Raw genomic sequence first — 12,804 nt, forward strand, 5'->3', positions numbered from 1 at the left:
GCAGGCCTGTTTCTAGGTCTGCCTACGTTTTTGAGGTCTACGGATTGACCTTGTCGGCCTGCAGGAGTGCGGGCCGTCCGTATTCAGGGATTTCATGGGACAAAGCAACCCAGAGGCTTTGTCTGTCGCTCTTTTAACGAAGGAACCTACCGCCATGGCGGACCAAAAGATCCGGATCCGGCTGAAAGCGTTCGATCATCGTCTGATCGACCGTTCGGCCAGCGAGATCGTTGAGACGGCCAAGCGGACCGGCGCGCAAGTGCGTGGCCCGATCCCGCTGCCGACCAAGATCGAGCGTTACACCATCCTCGTCTCCCCGCACGTCGACAAGGACGCGCGTGACCAGTACGAGACCCGCACGCACAAGCGCGTGCTCGATATCGTTGACCCGAATGACAAGACCGTGGACGCGCTGATGAAGCTCGAACTGGCTGCCGGCGTCGACGTTCAGATCAAGCTGACCTGAGGACTACGACCATGACGAAGAAGTATTCGTTGGGCTTCGTGGGCCGCAAGGCTGGCATGAGCCGCGTGTTCACCGAAGATGGCCGCTCCATCCCGGTGACCCTGATCGAAGCAACCCCCAACCGCATCGCGCAGATCAAGACCGTCGAAACCGACGGCTACAGCGCCGTGCAGGTGACCGTCGGCGCTCGTCGCGCTGCCCTGGTCAACAAGCCGGAAGCCGGCCACTTCGCCAAGGCGAAGGTGGAAGCGGGTCGTGGCCTGTGGGAATTCCGCGTTGAAGACGCGCAGCTCGGCGATTTCGCCGTTGGCGGCGAAGTCAAGGCGGACATCTTTGAAGTCGGCCAGATCGTCGACGTCCAGGGTGTCACCAAGGGTAAGGGCTTCCAGGGCACCATCAAGCGCTACAACTTCCGTATGGGTGACGCTACCCACGGTAACTCGCTGTCGCATCGCGCGCCGGGTTCGCTGGGTCAGCGCCAGACGCCGGGTCGCGTGTTCCCGGGCAAGAAGATGTCCGGTCACATGGGCTCCGTGCAGCAGAGCACCCAGAACCTGGAAGTTGTCAAGGTCGACGTCGAACGCGGTCTGATCGCGGTTCGCGGCGCCGTTCCGGGCGCGGCGGGTGGCGACGTGATCGTCCGTCCGGCGAGCAAGGCATAAGGAGAGATGACGATGGAACTCGTTATCACGGGTAGCAACAACAAGGTCTCGGTCTCCGACGCCGTGTTCGGTCGCGATTTCAGCGAAGATCTGGTCCACCAGGTCGTCGTTGCTTACCGCAACGCCGGTCGCGCCGGCACCAAGGCGCAGAAGACTCGCTCCGAAGTGGCAGGTACCACCAAGAAGTCGAAGAAGCAGAAGGGCGGCGGCGCGCGTCATGGCGCACTGACGGCTCCGATCTTCGTCGGCGGCGGTGTCACCTTCGCGGCAAAGCCGCGCAGCTTCGAGCAGAAGGTCAATCGTAAGCAGTACCGTGCCGCCATGTGCGCGATCCTGTCCGAGCTGAACCGTCAGGGCCGTCTGACCATCGTGGAGTCCTTCGATGTCGAAGTGACCAACACGAAGGGTCTGATCGCCAAGCTGGCCGGCCTGGAAGTGGGCAAGCGCCCGCTGATCGTCACTGAAGAAGCCTCCGAGCACCTGTACCTGTCCGCTCGCAATCTGCCGTACGTGCAGGTGCGTGACGTCCAGGGTCTGGACCCGGTGTCGCTGGTCGGTGCCGACACGGTCGTCATCACCGCTGATGCGGTCAAGAAGGTCGAGGAGTGGCTGGCATGAACAGCAACGAAAAAATCTTCAGCGTGCTGCGTGCCCCGCGTGTCTCCGAAAAGACCGCTCGCATTCAGGAACTTTCCAACCAGTATGCCTTCGAAGTTTCGAACGAAGCCACCAAAGCCGATGTAAAGGCCGCGGTTGAGCAGCTGTTCGGCGTCAAGGTCGAGGCTGTCAACGTGGTCAACGTCAAGGGCAAGAACAAGTCCTTCCGTAACCGTGCTGGCCGCCGCGGCGATTGGCGTAAGGCGTACGTTCGCCTGGCCGACGGCCAGTCGATCGATGTAACGGCCAAGGCCTGAGGTACATCCCATGCCATTGATGAAATTCAAGCCCACTTCCCCCGGCCGCCGTTCGGCCGTGCGCGTGGTTACCCCCGACCTGCACAAGGGTGCTCCGCACGCCGCGCTGGTCGAGTCGCAGAGCCGCTCGGGTGGTCGTAACCACCATGGCCGCATCACCGTGCGTCACGTCGGTGGTGGTGCCAAGCAGCACTACCGCATCATCGACTTCAAGCGCAACAAGCTGGGCATCCCGGCGCGCGTGGAACGCATCGAATACGATCCGAACCGCACCGCCCACATCGCCCTGCTGTGCTACGTCGACGGCGAGCGTCGTTACATCATCGCCCCGAAGGGCCTGAAGGCTGGTGATCAGGTGATCGCTGGTTCGGACGCCCCGATCAAGGCGGGTAACACCCTGCCGCTGCGCAACATCCCGGTCGGTACCACCATCCACTGCATCGAACTGAAGCCCGGCAAGGGCGCTCAGATCGCCCGCGCCGCTGGTGCGGCCGTGCAGCTGGTTGCCCGCGAAGGCATCTACGCCACCCTGCGCCTGCGCTCGGGTGAAATGCGTAAGGTTCCGGTCGAGTGCTGCGCCACCATCGGCGAAGTCGGCAACGACGAGCACAGCCTGGAAAAGCTGGGCAAGGCCGGTGCCAAGCGTTGGCGCGGCGTCCGCCCGACCGTTCGTGGTGCTGCCATGAACCCGGTTGACCACCCGCACGGTGGTGGTGAGGCCAAGGCCGGCCAGGGTAATCCGCATCCGGTCACCCCGTGGGGTGTCCCGACCAAGGGTTACAAGACGCGCCATAACAAGCGCACTCAGCAGTTCATCGTCCGCGATCGTAGGGGCTAATCGACCATGGCACGTTCACTCAAGAAGGGCCCGTTTGTCGATCACCACCTGGTTGCTAAGGTGGCTGCCGCTGCGGGTAGCAAGCGTCCGGTCAAGACCTGGTCGCGTCGTTCGATGATCCTGCCTGACATGGTAGGCGTCACCATTGCCGTGCATAACGGCAAGAACCACATCCCGGTTCTCGTCAACGAGAACATGGTCGGCCACAAGCTCGGCGAATTTGCCATCACCCGGACCTTCAAGGGTCACGGTGGTGACAAGAAGTCGGGTAAGTAAGGAGAGATGACAATGGAAGCGAAAGCCATCCTGCGCACTGCGCGCATCTCCCCGCAGAAGGCTCGTCTGGTCGCTGACCAGGTGCGCGGTCTGCCGGCCGAACGTGCGGTCAACCTGCTGAAGTTCTCGGACAAGAAGGCTGCCCACCTGATCAAGAAGGTGGTGGAGTCGGCTATTGCAAATGCCGAGAACAACCAGGGCGCCGACGTCGACGAGCTGAAGGTTCAGACCATCATGGTTGATGAAGGTCCGACCCTGAAGCGTTTCATGGCGCGGGCGAAAGGCCGCGGTACCCGCATCCTCAAGCGCACCAGCCACATCACTGTGGTTGTGGGCGCCGCCAAGTAAGCGGATAAGGAAAAGACCATGGGTCATAAAGTTCATCCGATTGGTATCCGCCTCGGCATTTCCAAGGACTGGAACTCCAAGTGGTACGCCAACAAGGCCGAGTTCGCTGGTTACCTGGCAGCCGACCTGAAAGTGCGCGAAATGCTGCGCAAGAAGCTGGCTCAGGCCGGCATCAGCAAGATCCTGATCGAGCGTCCGGCCAAGACCGCTCGCGTGACGATCCACACCGCCCGTCCGGGCGTGGTGATCGGCAAGCGCGGTGAGGACATCGAGAAGCTGCGCAAGGAAGTGAGCGAGATGATGGGCGTCCCGGCGCACATCAACGTCACCGAAGTGCGCAAGCCGGAACTGGACGCTCAGCTCGTTGCCGAGTCGATCGCCCAGCAGCTGGAGCGTCGCATCATGTTCCGCCGCGCCATGAAGCGCTCGGTTGGCAACGCGATGCGCCTGGGTGCCCTGGGCATCAAGGTCAACGTCGGTGGCCGCCTCAACGGTGCAGAAATCGCCCGTTCGGAGTGGTACCGCGAAGGCCGCGTGCCGCTGCACACCCTGCGTGCCGACATCGACTATGGCTTCGCTGAAGCCAAGACGACCTACGGCATCATCGGCATCAAGGTCTGGATCTACAAGGGCGAGGTCTTCGATTTCTCCCAGGTTGGCCAGGAAAAGCAGGACGACACCCCGTCGCGCAACGATCGTCACGATCGCGGCGACCGCGGTGACCGTCAGCGCCCGGCTCGTGAAGCGAGGTAACGACAATGTTGCAACCCAAGCGAACCAAGTACCGCAAGGTGCACAAGGGCCGTAACGACGGCCTGAGCTGGAGCGCCAACGCTGTCAGCTTCGGCGAATACGGCCTCAAGGCAACCGCCCACGGTCAGCTGACCGCGCGTCAGATCGAAGCGGCCCGCCGCTCGATCAGCCGCTACGTGAAGCGCGGCGGCAAGATGTGGATCCGTGTGTTCCCCGACAAGCCCATCACCAAGAAGCCCATCGAAGTTCGAATGGGTTCGGGTAAGGGCAACGTGGAATACTGGGTGGCCCAGATCCAGCCCGGCCGCATGATCTATGAAATCGAGGGTGTCTCGGAGGAAGTGGCACGCGAGGCGTTCCGCCTGGCCGCCGCCAAGCTCTCGGTCACCACCACTTTCGTGACCCGGACGGTGCGCTGATGGAACTGAAAACTCTCCGTGAAAAGTCGGCTGACGAACTGAAGGCCCACCTGATCGACCTGCGTAAGGAACAGTTCTCTGTCCGTATGCAGCAGGTCACCGGCCAGCTGCCGAAGACTCACGATATCCGCCGCGTCCGTCGCGAGATTGCTCGCGTCAAGACGCTGCTCGGCAGCAAGAAGTAAGGACGGCCGCTATGAGCGACAATATCGAAAACAAGGCGCTGCGCACGGTCGAAGGCCGTGTCGTCAGCAACAAGATGGACAAGACGGTTACCGTCCTGGTTGAGCGTCAGGTCAAGCACGCGCTGTACGGCAAGTACATCAAGCGCTCGACGAAGCTGCACGCCCACGATGCCGACAACGCCTGCAAGGAAGGCGATGTCGTCCGCGTGACCGAGATTGCTCCGATGTCCAAGACCAAGAACTGGCGCGTGGTGGAAGTCATCACGCGCGCGGCTGAATAAGGAGCTGAATCATGATCCAGATGCAGAGCTACCTTGACGTCGCGGACAATTCGGGTGCCAAGCAGGTGATGTGCTTCAAGGTGCTGGGTGGTTCCAAGCGCCGTTACGCCGGCATCGGCGACATCATCAAGGTCACCGTGAAGGATGCGATTCCGCGCGGCAAGGTCAAGAAGGGTGAAGTGTATGACGCCGTCGTGGTGCGTACCCGCAAGGGTGTGCGTCGCGCCGACGGTTCGCTGATCCGCTTCGACGGCAACGCTGCCGTCCTGCTGAACAACAAGCAGGAGCCGATCGGCACCCGTATCTTCGGGCCGGTGACTCGTGAACTTCGCTCTGAGAAGTTCATGAAGATCGTCTCGCTCGCTCCCGAAGTGCTGTGAGCGACAGGAGATAATCATGGCTAACCGTATCAAGAAGGGCGACCAGGTTGTCGTCAACGCCGGCAAGGACAAGGGCAAGCAGGGCGAAGTCGTCCGCGTCGACGGCGACCGTGTGGTCGTCGGCAACGTGAACATCGTCAAGCGCCACACCAAGCCGAACCCGCAGGCAGGTGTTGCCGGCGGCGTGGTCGAGCGCGAAGCTTCGATCCATATCTCCAACGTGAATGTGCTGAACCCGGCTTCGGGCAAGGGCGAACGCGTTGGCTTCAAGGTGCTGGAGGATGGACGCAAACTGCGTGTGTTCCGCTCCAGCGGTGAGGCGCTCGACGCCTGAGGAATGAGAAGATGAGTTCCCGTCTCGAAAAGTTCTACAAGGAAGAAGTGGTACCGGCGCTGATGAAGCAGTTCGGTTACACCAATCCGATGGAAGTGCCGAAGCTTGTCAAGGTCACCCTGAACATGGGTGTCGGCGAAGCGGCCACCAACAAGAAGATCCTGGAAAACGCCGTCGGCGACATGACCAAGATTTCCGGCCAGAAGCCGGTGGTCACCAAGTCGCGTGTGTCGGTTGCGTCGTTCAAGATCCGTGATGGTTGGCCGATCGGCTGCAAGACCACGCTGCGTCGCCACAAGATGTACGAGTTCCTGGATCGCCTGATCAACATCTCGCTGCCGCGCGTGCGCGACTTCCGTGGTGTGTCCGGTCGTTCCTTCGACGGTCGCGGCAACTTCAACATGGGTGTGAAGGAACAGATCATCTTCCCGGAAATCGACTTCGACGCTGTCGACGCGATCCGCGGCATGGATATCGCCATCACCACCACTGCGAAGACCGATGCGGAAGCGAAGGCGCTGCTGGCAGCGTTCAAGTTCCCGTTCCGTAACTGATCCGTCGAGGAATCCGAAATGGCAAAGACCTCCATGGTCAACCGCGACATCAAGCGGGAAAAGCTGGCAAAGAAGTACGCTGAAAAGCGTGCGGCTCTGAAGAAGATCGTGTCCTCCGTGGACGCGACCTACGAAGAGAAGATCGACGCCGCAACCAAGCTGGCCAAGCTGCCGCGCGATTCGTCGCCGAGCCGCCACCGCAACCGTTGCGAACTGTCGGGTCGTCCGCGTGGCGTCTACAGCAAGTTCGGCCTGGGCCGTAACAAGCTGCGCGAAGCCACCATGCGTGGCGACGTCCCGGGTCTGCGCAAGGCCAGCTGGTAATCCCAGCCGGCCCTGTGATCAGGAGCCCCTTCGGGGGGTCCTGAACCGGGCAGGGGAGGCATTCAGCCTTCCCGACGCAAAAAAACCAGGGAGCCCGGCGCAAGCCGGGCTCTTTTGGCGTATACTCCCGCGTCTTGCTCTGTGCAAACGGGGTAGCAGGGCAGGCCGATGGCCTGCCGCAACAAGGGACCTGGCCCGTTTCCAGGAGACAACAGATTTTCGCGAAAGCGGATATCGGTGCACTCAAAGGTACTCATATGAGCATGACTGATCCCATCGCCGACCTGCTGGTCCGCATCAAGAATGCGGCCGCGGTTGGCAAGCAGACGGTGAAAGCCCCGTCGTCCAAGATCAAGGTTGCGATCGCCCAGGTCCTGAAGGACGAGGGTTACATCACCGACCTGCGCGTGACCCAGCTGGAAAACAACAAGTCCGAGCTGGAAATCGTGCTGAAGTATTTCGAAGGCAAGCCGGTCATCGCGACCCTGAAGCGCTTCTCGCGTTCGGGCCTGCGCCAGTACCGCGGCAAGAGCGAGCTGCCGAAGGTCATGAACGGCCTGGGCATCTCCATCATTTCCACCTCCAAGGGCATCATGACTGATGCGCAGGCGCGCCAGCTGGGCGTCGGCGGCGAAGTCCTGTGCTTCGTGGCCTAAGGCGAAAGGAGTAATACTATGTCCCGCGTAGCCAAGAAGCCCGTCACCCTGGGTAAGACTGAACTGAACGTCCAGGCCGATTCCGTCACCGTCAAGGGCCCGAAGGGCACCCTGTCGCTGCCGAAGCCGGCTGGCATTGCCATCAACGTCGACAACGGCGTTGCCACCCTGAGCACCGAGAACGCTGACCTGGTCCCGCTGACCGGCACCGTCCGCGCCATCCTGGCCAACATGGTCAAGGGTGTTTCCGAAGGCTTCGAGCGCAAGCTGGAGCTGGTCGGCGTGGGTTACCGTGCTGCCATGCAGGGCAAGGACCTGAGCCTGTCGCTCGGTTACTCGCACCCGATCGTGTTCGTGGCGCCGGAAGGCATCACCATCACCACCCCGACCCAGACCGAAATTCTGGTGCAGGGCGCTGACAAGCAGGTCGTCGGTGAAGTCGCCGCCAAGATCCGTGCGTTCCGCAAGCCGGAACCGTACAAGGGCAAGGGCGTGAAGTACTCCGACGAAGTCATCATCCGTAAGGAAGCCAAGAAGGCCTAATCAGGCTCTTCCGCTTTCAAGGGAAAAAAATCATGAACAAGAACATCGCCCGCCTGCGTCGCGCCAAGTCGACCCGCGCCCACATCCGTGAGCTCGGCGTCGCCCGCCTGTCGGTGCTGCGCACCGGCCAGCACCTGTACGCCCAGGTCTTCACCGCCGACGGTTCCAAGGTGCTGGCTGCCGCCAACACCACCCAGACCGACGTCATGGAAGGCCTGAAGAACGGCAAGAACGCCGATGCCGCCGCCAAGGTCGGCCGTATCGTCGCTGAGCGCGCCAAGGCCGCCGGCGTCGAGAAGGTTGCCTTCGATCGTTCGGGCTACCGCTACCACGGCCGCATCAAGGCCCTGGCAGAAGCCGCCCGCGAAGCCGGCCTGCAGTTCTAAGGGATAAGGGCAGGGGACCTCGCGTCCCCTGTCCGCCTGCTCGCCCGCCTGAGTGAGGCGGGGCGGCGCCGCTCTTCTGCAGCGGCCCACCGCACCAACGCGGTACTCCACAACCATAAGCGGCCTCGAGCCGTACATACCCAAACTACCAAGGAATCAAGATGGCAGAAGAACGTCAGCAGCGGGGTCGCGATCGCGACCGTAACCGCGAAGAGAAAGTCGACGACGGCATGATCGAAAAGCTGGTCGCGGTCAACCGCGTCAGCAAGACCGTCAAGGGTGGCCGCCAGTTCACCTTCACCGCCCTGACCGTGGTCGGCGACGGCGAAGGCAAGGTCGGTTTCGGTTATGGCAAGGCGCGCGAAGTGCCGGTCGCCATCCAGAAGTCGATGGAACAGGCTCGCAAGAACCTGGTCAGCGTTGACCTGAACAACGGCACCCTGTGGCACACCATCAAGGATGGTCACGGCGCAGCCCGCGTGTTCATGCAGCCGGCTTCCGAAGGTACCGGCGTCATCGCCGGCGGTGCCATGCGCGCCGTGCTGGAAGCGGTTGGCGTGAAGAACGTGCTGGCCAAGGCCACCGGTTCGCGCAACCCGATCAACCTGGTGCGTGCCACCGTGAAGGGCCTGTCTGCTGCGCAGTCGCCGGCTCGCATCGCGGCCAAGCGCGGCAAGAAGGTGGAGGAACTCAACCATGGCTAATGAGTCCAACAAGACTGTGAAGGTGCGCCTGGTGCGCGGCCTGCGTGGTACCCAGTCGCGTCACCGCCTGTCGGTGCGTGCCCTGGGCCTGAACAAGCTCAACGATGTCCGTGAACTGAAGGACAGCCCGCAGGTTCGCGGTCTGATCAACACCGTTCACTACCTCGTCAAGGTTGAGGAGTAATCGATCATGACTCTGCGTCTCAATGAACTGAGCCCGGCACCGGGCGCCCGCACCGAGCGTACCCGCGTCGGTCGTGGTATCGGCTCGGGCCTGGGCAAGACTGCCGGCCGCGGCCACAAGGGTTCGTTCGCCCGTAAGGGTGGCGGCAAGATCAAGGCTGGCTTCGAAGGCGGCCAGACCCCCATGCAGCGTCGTCTGCCGAAGATCGGCTTCCGTTCGCCGATCGCCAAGGACACCGCTGAAGTTCTGCTGTACGCGCTGGACAAGCTGCCGGCTGGTGAGATCGACTTCGCCGCCCTGCGTGCTGCCAAGCTGGTCCCGAGCACTGCAAAGAAGGCCAAGGTCGTCCTCAAGGGCGAACTGACCAAGGCGTTCACCCTGAAGGGTATTGCTGCCACGGCCGGTGCCAAGGCTGCAATCGAAGCTGCCGGCGGCAGCGTGACGGAGTAAGAAATCATGGCGCAAGCTGGCATCGGTAACCTCGCGGGCGGAATGGGCAAGTTCACTGAACTTCGCCAACGTTTGCTGTTCGTCGTCGGGGCTTTGATCGTCTATCGCATCGGCTGTTATGTGCCGGTGCCGGGCGTCAATCCCGATGCCATGCTTGCCATGATGCAACAGCAGGGCGGCGGCATCGTGGACATGTTCAACATGTTCTCGGGCGGCGCCCTGCACCGTTTGAGCATCTTCGCGCTCAACGTGATGCCGTACATCTCGGCATCGATCGTGATGCAGCTGGCCACCCACATCTTCCCCGCCCTGAAGGCGATGCAGAAGGAAGGTGAGTCCGGCCGTCGCAAGATCACCCAGTATTCGCGCATCGGCGCCGTGCTGCTGGCGGTGGTGCAGGGCGGTTCGATCGCCCTGGCGCTGCAGAACCAGGTGGCACCGTCGGGCGCTCCGGTCGTCTACGCACCGGGCATGGGCTTCGTGCTCACCGCCGTGGTCGCGCTGACCGCCGGCACCATGTTCCTGATGTGGGTCGGTGAGCAGGTCACCGAGCGCGGCATCGGCAACGGCGTCTCGCTGATCATCTTCGCCGGTATCGTGGCGGGCCTGCCGGGTGCGGTCATCCACACCTTCGACGCCTACCGCGACGGCAACATCCAGTTCATCCAGCTGCTGCTGATCGCCATCGTCGTCCTCGCCTTCACCTTCTTCGTGGTGTTCGTCGAGCGCGGCCAGCGCCGGATCACGGTCAACTACGCACGCCGCCAGGGCGGTCGCAACGCGTACATGAACCAGACCTCGTTCCTGCCGCTGAAGCTGAACATGGCTGGCGTCATCCCGGCGATCTTCGCCTCGAGCCTGCTGGCCTTCCCGGCCACCCTGGCCATGTGGTCCGGCCAGGCCGCCAACCAGAGCGCCGTCGGCCAGACCCTGCAGAAGGTCGCCAACGCCCTGGGCCCGGGCGAGCCGCTGCACATGATCGTGTTCGCTGCGCTGATCACCGGTTTCGCGTTCTTCTACACCGCGCTGGTGTTCAACTCGCAGGAAACCGCCGACAACCTGAAGAAGTCGGGCGCGCTGATTCCGGGCATCCGTCCGGGCAAGGCTACCGCCGACTACATCGACGGCGTGCTGACCCGCCTGACCGCTGCCGGTTCGGCTTACCTGGTGATCGTCTGCCTGCTGCCGGAACTGATGCGCACGCAGCTGAACGCCTCGTTCTACTTCGGTGGTACTTCGCTGCTGATCGTCGTGGTGGTGGTGATGGACTTCATCGCCCAGGTGCAGGCGCACCTGATGTCCCACCAGTACGAGAGCCTGCTGAAGAAGGCCAACCTGAAGGGCGGCAACCGCGGCGGTTTTGCCCGCGGCTGATAAGCCTGTTATACTTTCGTCTTCCTGACGTGATGGTCCTCCGCTTCGCGGACTCTGGCCACACAAACGAAGGGCGGCCCCCGCAGCGGTTCCGGGTGGGGGTGTGGCGAGGTGGTCCTGCGCTGGAGTAGCGCGGGCGGCCCCGGGGAAACCCAGGTCCAACCTTGTCCGGCGCCGGAGCCTGGGCACACTCCCCAGGCCGGGTCCATGAAACTTCATTGTTTCACGGGCTTCCATGTAAACCGGAACCTTGTTAGTATCGCTAGTTCACTTTTTTGATCCATCCTGCCGGATTGGCGTGCCTGAGGCGCGCTGTCGGCCATCACTCAGCTGGAGAACCGCGTCATGGCGCGTATTGCAGGCGTCAACCTGCCAGCCCAGAAGCACGTCTGGGTCGGGTTGCAAAGCATTTACGGCATCGGCCGTACCCGTTCGAAGAAGGTCTGCGAAGTCGCAGGCGTTGCTTCGACCACCAAGATCCGCGATCTGTCGGAGCCGGAAATCGAGCGCCTGCGCGCCGAAGTCGGCAAGTACATCGTGGAAGGCGATCTGCGCCGTGAAATCGGCATCGCGATCAAGCGCCTGATGGACCTGGGCTGCTACCGCGGCCTGCGTCACCGTCGCGGCCTGCCGCTGCGTGGCCAGCGCACCCGTACCAACGCCCGCACCCGCAAGGGCCCGCGCAAGGCGATCAGGAAGTAAGGGACCTATAAATGGCTAAGCCTGCTGCTAAGACCAAGAAGAAGATCAAGCGCGTCGTCACCGACGGCGTTGCCCACGTCCACGCTTCGTTCAACAACACCATCGTGACCATCACCGACCGCCAGGGCAACGCTCTGTCGTGGGCGACCTCCGGTGGCGCTGGCTTCCGCGGTTCGCGCAAGTCGACCCCGTTCGCTGCCCAGGTGGCTGCTGAAAAGGCCGGTCGTGCTGCGCTGGACTACGGCGTGAAGTCGCTGGAAGTCCGCATCAAGGGTCCGGGTCCGGGCCGTGAGTCGGCCGTGCGTTCGTTGAACAACGTCGGCTACAAGATCACCAACATCATCGACGTGACGCCTATCCCGCACAACGGGTGCCGTCCGCCGAAGAAGCGTCGCGTCTAAAGGGAGCGATAAGAAATGGCTCGTTATATCGGTCCTACCTGTAAGCTCGCCCGTCGCGAAGGCGCCGACCTGTCCCTGAAGAGCCCGGCGCGTGCGCTGGACTCCAAGTGCAAGCTGGAGCAGAAGCCCGGCCAGCACGGCGCCACTGCCCGCAAGGGCAAGCTGTCCGACTACGCTACCCAGCTGCGTGAAAAGCAGAAGGTCAAGCGTATCTACGGCCTGCTGGAGCGTCAGTTCCGCAACTACTACAAGAAGGCCTCGACCAAGAAGGGCAACACCGGCGAGAACCTGCTGCAGCTGCTGGAAACCCGCCTGGACAACGTCGTCTACCGCATGGGCTTCGCCGTGACCCGTCCGGCTGCCCGTCAGCTGGTGTCGCACCGCGGCGTCACCGTGAATGGCAAGTCGGTCAACCTGGCTTCGTACCAGGTCAAGGCTGGCGACGCCATCGCTCTGTCTGAAAAGGCTGCCAAGCAGCTGCGCGTCCAGGAAGCCCTGACCGTCGCCGCCCAGCATGACCTGAGCCCGTCGTGGGTTGAAGTGGATTCCGGCAAGTTCACCGGCATCTTCAAGGCTGTTCCGGATCGTTCGGATCTGCCTGCGGACATCAACGAAGCGCTGATCGTCGAGCTGTATTCGAAGTAATTCACATTGGAGAGCCCCCGGCGAC

At 62.4% G+C, this 12,804-nt stretch carries 25 protein-coding genes; all 25 read left to right on the forward strand.

The genetic code is table 11. The features are described from left to right. Positions 1-154: 154 nt before the first annotated feature. The 25 genes from rpsJ to rpsD all read left to right on the forward strand — a co-directional run bounded on the left by rpsJ (position 155) and on the right by rpsD (position 12,779). Positions 155-466, forward strand: a complete 312-nt coding sequence (rpsJ, locus tag C1925_RS04370; protein WP_010341589.1) for a 30S ribosomal protein S10 — start codon at positions 155-157, stop codon at positions 464-466. Positions 467-477: 11 nt separating this feature from the next. Continuing rightward, positions 478-1,128, forward strand: coding sequence for a 50S ribosomal protein L3 (gene rplC / locus C1925_RS04375; RefSeq protein ID WP_059066096.1), 651 nt, complete (start codon positions 478-480; stop codon positions 1,126-1,128). 12 nt (positions 1,129-1,140) lie between these two features. Then, positions 1,141-1,746, forward strand: a complete 606-nt coding sequence (gene rplD, locus C1925_RS04380; RefSeq protein WP_004145337.1) for a 50S ribosomal protein L4 — start codon at positions 1,141-1,143, stop codon at positions 1,744-1,746. After that, entirely contained in the window at positions 1,743-2,042 is a 300-nt protein-coding gene (gene rplW, locus C1925_RS04385) for a 50S ribosomal protein L23 (protein ID WP_079220754.1), read from the forward strand. The genes rplD and rplW overlap by 4 nt, the downstream gene beginning before the upstream one ends. A 10-nt stretch (positions 2,043-2,052) precedes the next feature. Continuing rightward, positions 2,053-2,880: a 50S ribosomal protein L2 gene (rplB, locus tag C1925_RS04390; RefSeq protein WP_004145339.1), complete on the forward strand. Its 828-nt coding sequence runs from the start codon at positions 2,053-2,055 to the stop codon at positions 2,878-2,880. 6 nt (positions 2,881-2,886) lie between these two features. Further along, positions 2,887-3,156, forward strand: a complete 270-nt coding sequence (gene rpsS, locus C1925_RS04395; protein ID WP_108767850.1) for a 30S ribosomal protein S19 — start codon at positions 2,887-2,889, stop codon at positions 3,154-3,156. A gap of 12 nt (positions 3,157-3,168) precedes the next feature. Next, the gene (rplV, locus tag C1925_RS04400) at positions 3,169-3,504 is read left to right on the forward strand and encodes a 50S ribosomal protein L22 (protein ID WP_004145348.1); all 336 of its coding nucleotides are present in this window, start codon (positions 3,169-3,171) and stop codon (positions 3,502-3,504) included. Positions 3,505-3,522: 18 nt separating this feature from the next. Then, entirely contained in the window at positions 3,523-4,257 is a 735-nt protein-coding gene (rpsC, locus tag C1925_RS04405; RefSeq protein WP_004145350.1) for a 30S ribosomal protein S3, read from the forward strand. A 5-nt stretch (positions 4,258-4,262) separates the two neighbouring features. Further along, on the forward strand, positions 4,263-4,676 hold the full coding sequence (gene rplP, locus C1925_RS04410; RefSeq protein ID WP_004154486.1) for a 50S ribosomal protein L16: 414 nt from the start codon (positions 4,263-4,265) through the stop codon (positions 4,674-4,676). After that, positions 4,676-4,861 carry a 50S ribosomal protein L29 gene (gene rpmC / locus C1925_RS04415; protein WP_108767851.1) on the forward strand — a complete coding sequence of 62 codons (186 nt, stop codon included), beginning with the start codon at positions 4,676-4,678 and terminating at the stop codon, positions 4,859-4,861. The genes rplP and rpmC overlap by 1 nt, the downstream gene beginning before the upstream one ends. 11 nt (positions 4,862-4,872) lie before the next feature. Next, complete coding sequence (gene rpsQ / locus C1925_RS04420; RefSeq protein ID WP_079220755.1) at positions 4,873-5,142, forward strand: 30S ribosomal protein S17; 270 nt, start codon at positions 4,873-4,875, stop codon at positions 5,140-5,142. Positions 5,143-5,153: 11 nt separating this feature from the next. Next, a complete protein-coding gene (gene rplN, locus C1925_RS04425) occupies positions 5,154-5,522 on the forward strand; it encodes a 50S ribosomal protein L14 (RefSeq protein WP_010483978.1) in 369 nt (122 codons plus the stop codon). A gap of 16 nt (positions 5,523-5,538) precedes the next feature. Next, on the forward strand, positions 5,539-5,856 hold the full coding sequence (rplX, locus tag C1925_RS04430) for a 50S ribosomal protein L24 (RefSeq protein WP_079220756.1): 318 nt from the start codon (positions 5,539-5,541) through the stop codon (positions 5,854-5,856). An 11-nt stretch (positions 5,857-5,867) separates the two neighbouring features. Then, on the forward strand, positions 5,868-6,410 hold the full coding sequence (gene rplE / locus C1925_RS04435; protein ID WP_079220757.1) for a 50S ribosomal protein L5: 543 nt from the start codon (positions 5,868-5,870) through the stop codon (positions 6,408-6,410). Positions 6,411-6,428: 18 nt separating this feature from the next. Beyond that, on the forward strand, positions 6,429-6,734 hold the full coding sequence (gene rpsN, locus C1925_RS04440) for a 30S ribosomal protein S14 (protein WP_079220758.1): 306 nt from the start codon (positions 6,429-6,431) through the stop codon (positions 6,732-6,734). A gap of 257 nt (positions 6,735-6,991) precedes the next feature. Further along, the gene (rpsH, locus tag C1925_RS04445; protein ID WP_005408210.1) at positions 6,992-7,390 is read left to right on the forward strand and encodes a 30S ribosomal protein S8; all 399 of its coding nucleotides are present in this window, start codon (positions 6,992-6,994) and stop codon (positions 7,388-7,390) included. Between the two features lie 18 nt (positions 7,391-7,408). Continuing rightward, positions 7,409-7,933 (forward strand): 50S ribosomal protein L6, encoded by a 525-nt coding sequence (rplF, locus tag C1925_RS04450; RefSeq protein ID WP_108767852.1) that lies wholly within the window; start codon positions 7,409-7,411, stop codon positions 7,931-7,933. Positions 7,934-7,965: 32 nt separating this feature from the next. Continuing rightward, positions 7,966-8,319 carry a 50S ribosomal protein L18 gene (gene rplR / locus C1925_RS04455; RefSeq protein WP_005408212.1) on the forward strand — a complete coding sequence of 118 codons (354 nt, stop codon included), beginning with the start codon at positions 7,966-7,968 and terminating at the stop codon, positions 8,317-8,319. A gap of 161 nt (positions 8,320-8,480) precedes the next feature. Further along, positions 8,481-9,023 (forward strand): 30S ribosomal protein S5, encoded by a 543-nt coding sequence (gene rpsE / locus C1925_RS04460; RefSeq protein WP_004145411.1) that lies wholly within the window; start codon positions 8,481-8,483, stop codon positions 9,021-9,023. Then, a complete protein-coding gene (rpmD, locus tag C1925_RS04465; protein WP_004154497.1) occupies positions 9,016-9,207 on the forward strand; it encodes a 50S ribosomal protein L30 in 192 nt (63 codons plus the stop codon). The genes rpsE and rpmD overlap by 8 nt, the downstream gene beginning before the upstream one ends. Positions 9,208-9,213: 6 nt before the next feature. After that, entirely contained in the window at positions 9,214-9,657 is a 444-nt protein-coding gene (gene rplO / locus C1925_RS04470; RefSeq protein ID WP_108758325.1) for a 50S ribosomal protein L15, read from the forward strand. Between the two features lie 6 nt (positions 9,658-9,663). Then, positions 9,664-11,031 (forward strand): preprotein translocase subunit SecY, encoded by a 1,368-nt coding sequence (secY, locus tag C1925_RS04475; RefSeq protein ID WP_079220761.1) that lies wholly within the window; start codon positions 9,664-9,666, stop codon positions 11,029-11,031. Positions 11,032-11,376: 345 nt separating this feature from the next. Next, a complete protein-coding gene (gene rpsM / locus C1925_RS04480; protein WP_004145437.1) occupies positions 11,377-11,733 on the forward strand; it encodes a 30S ribosomal protein S13 in 357 nt (118 codons plus the stop codon). Positions 11,734-11,744: 11 nt separating this feature from the next. Beyond that, positions 11,745-12,134, forward strand: coding sequence for a 30S ribosomal protein S11 (rpsK, locus tag C1925_RS04485; protein ID WP_004145443.1), 390 nt, complete (start codon positions 11,745-11,747; stop codon positions 12,132-12,134). Positions 12,135-12,149: 15 nt separating this feature from the next. Beyond that, positions 12,150-12,779 carry a 30S ribosomal protein S4 gene (rpsD, locus tag C1925_RS04490; RefSeq protein ID WP_004145446.1) on the forward strand — a complete coding sequence of 210 codons (630 nt, stop codon included), beginning with the start codon at positions 12,150-12,152 and terminating at the stop codon, positions 12,777-12,779. Positions 12,780-12,804: the final 25 nt, after the last annotated feature.

It is taken from the genome of Stenotrophomonas sp. SAU14A_NAIMI4_5 (genome assembly GCF_003086795.1).
Taxonomy (GTDB): Bacteria; Pseudomonadota; Gammaproteobacteria; order Xanthomonadales; family Xanthomonadaceae; genus Stenotrophomonas.

Coding starts and splice junctions, on each gene's coding strand:
- rpsC (WP_004145350.1), top strand. CDS start 3,523: ATGGGTCATAAAGTTCATCCGATTGGTATCCGCCTCGGCATTTCCAAG.
- rplE (WP_079220757.1), top strand. CDS start 5,868: ATGAGTTCCCGTCTCGAAAAGTTCTACAAGGAAGAAGTGGTACCGGCG.
- rpsD (WP_004145446.1), top strand. CDS start 12,150: ATGGCTCGTTATATCGGTCCTACCTGTAAGCTCGCCCGTCGCGAAGGC.
- rpsN (WP_079220758.1), top strand. CDS start 6,429: ATGGCAAAGACCTCCATGGTCAACCGCGACATCAAGCGGGAAAAGCTG.
- rplO (WP_108758325.1), top strand. CDS start 9,214: ATGACTCTGCGTCTCAATGAACTGAGCCCGGCACCGGGCGCCCGCACC.
- rpsJ (WP_010341589.1), top strand. CDS start 155: ATGGCGGACCAAAAGATCCGGATCCGGCTGAAAGCGTTCGATCATCGT.
- secY (WP_079220761.1), top strand. CDS start 9,664: ATGGCGCAAGCTGGCATCGGTAACCTCGCGGGCGGAATGGGCAAGTTC.
- rpsS (WP_108767850.1), top strand. CDS start 2,887: ATGGCACGTTCACTCAAGAAGGGCCCGTTTGTCGATCACCACCTGGTT.
- rplC (WP_059066096.1), top strand. CDS start 478: ATGACGAAGAAGTATTCGTTGGGCTTCGTGGGCCGCAAGGCTGGCATG.
- rplF (WP_108767852.1), top strand. CDS start 7,409: ATGTCCCGCGTAGCCAAGAAGCCCGTCACCCTGGGTAAGACTGAACTG.
- rplW (WP_079220754.1), top strand. CDS start 1,743: ATGAACAGCAACGAAAAAATCTTCAGCGTGCTGCGTGCCCCGCGTGTC.
- rplX (WP_079220756.1), top strand. CDS start 5,539: ATGGCTAACCGTATCAAGAAGGGCGACCAGGTTGTCGTCAACGCCGGC.
- rpmD (WP_004154497.1), top strand. CDS start 9,016: ATGGCTAATGAGTCCAACAAGACTGTGAAGGTGCGCCTGGTGCGCGGC.
- rpsE (WP_004145411.1), top strand. CDS start 8,481: ATGGCAGAAGAACGTCAGCAGCGGGGTCGCGATCGCGACCGTAACCGC.
- rpsQ (WP_079220755.1), top strand. CDS start 4,873: ATGAGCGACAATATCGAAAACAAGGCGCTGCGCACGGTCGAAGGCCGT.
- rpsM (WP_004145437.1), top strand. CDS start 11,377: ATGGCGCGTATTGCAGGCGTCAACCTGCCAGCCCAGAAGCACGTCTGG.
- rplV (WP_004145348.1), top strand. CDS start 3,169: ATGGAAGCGAAAGCCATCCTGCGCACTGCGCGCATCTCCCCGCAGAAG.
- rpmC (WP_108767851.1), top strand. CDS start 4,676: ATGGAACTGAAAACTCTCCGTGAAAAGTCGGCTGACGAACTGAAGGCC.
- rpsK (WP_004145443.1), top strand. CDS start 11,745: ATGGCTAAGCCTGCTGCTAAGACCAAGAAGAAGATCAAGCGCGTCGTC.
- rplB (WP_004145339.1), top strand. CDS start 2,053: ATGCCATTGATGAAATTCAAGCCCACTTCCCCCGGCCGCCGTTCGGCC.
- rplN (WP_010483978.1), top strand. CDS start 5,154: ATGATCCAGATGCAGAGCTACCTTGACGTCGCGGACAATTCGGGTGCC.
- rplR (WP_005408212.1), top strand. CDS start 7,966: ATGAACAAGAACATCGCCCGCCTGCGTCGCGCCAAGTCGACCCGCGCC.
- rplP (WP_004154486.1), top strand. CDS start 4,263: ATGTTGCAACCCAAGCGAACCAAGTACCGCAAGGTGCACAAGGGCCGT.
- rplD (WP_004145337.1), top strand. CDS start 1,141: ATGGAACTCGTTATCACGGGTAGCAACAACAAGGTCTCGGTCTCCGAC.
- rpsH (WP_005408210.1), top strand. CDS start 6,992: ATGAGCATGACTGATCCCATCGCCGACCTGCTGGTCCGCATCAAGAAT.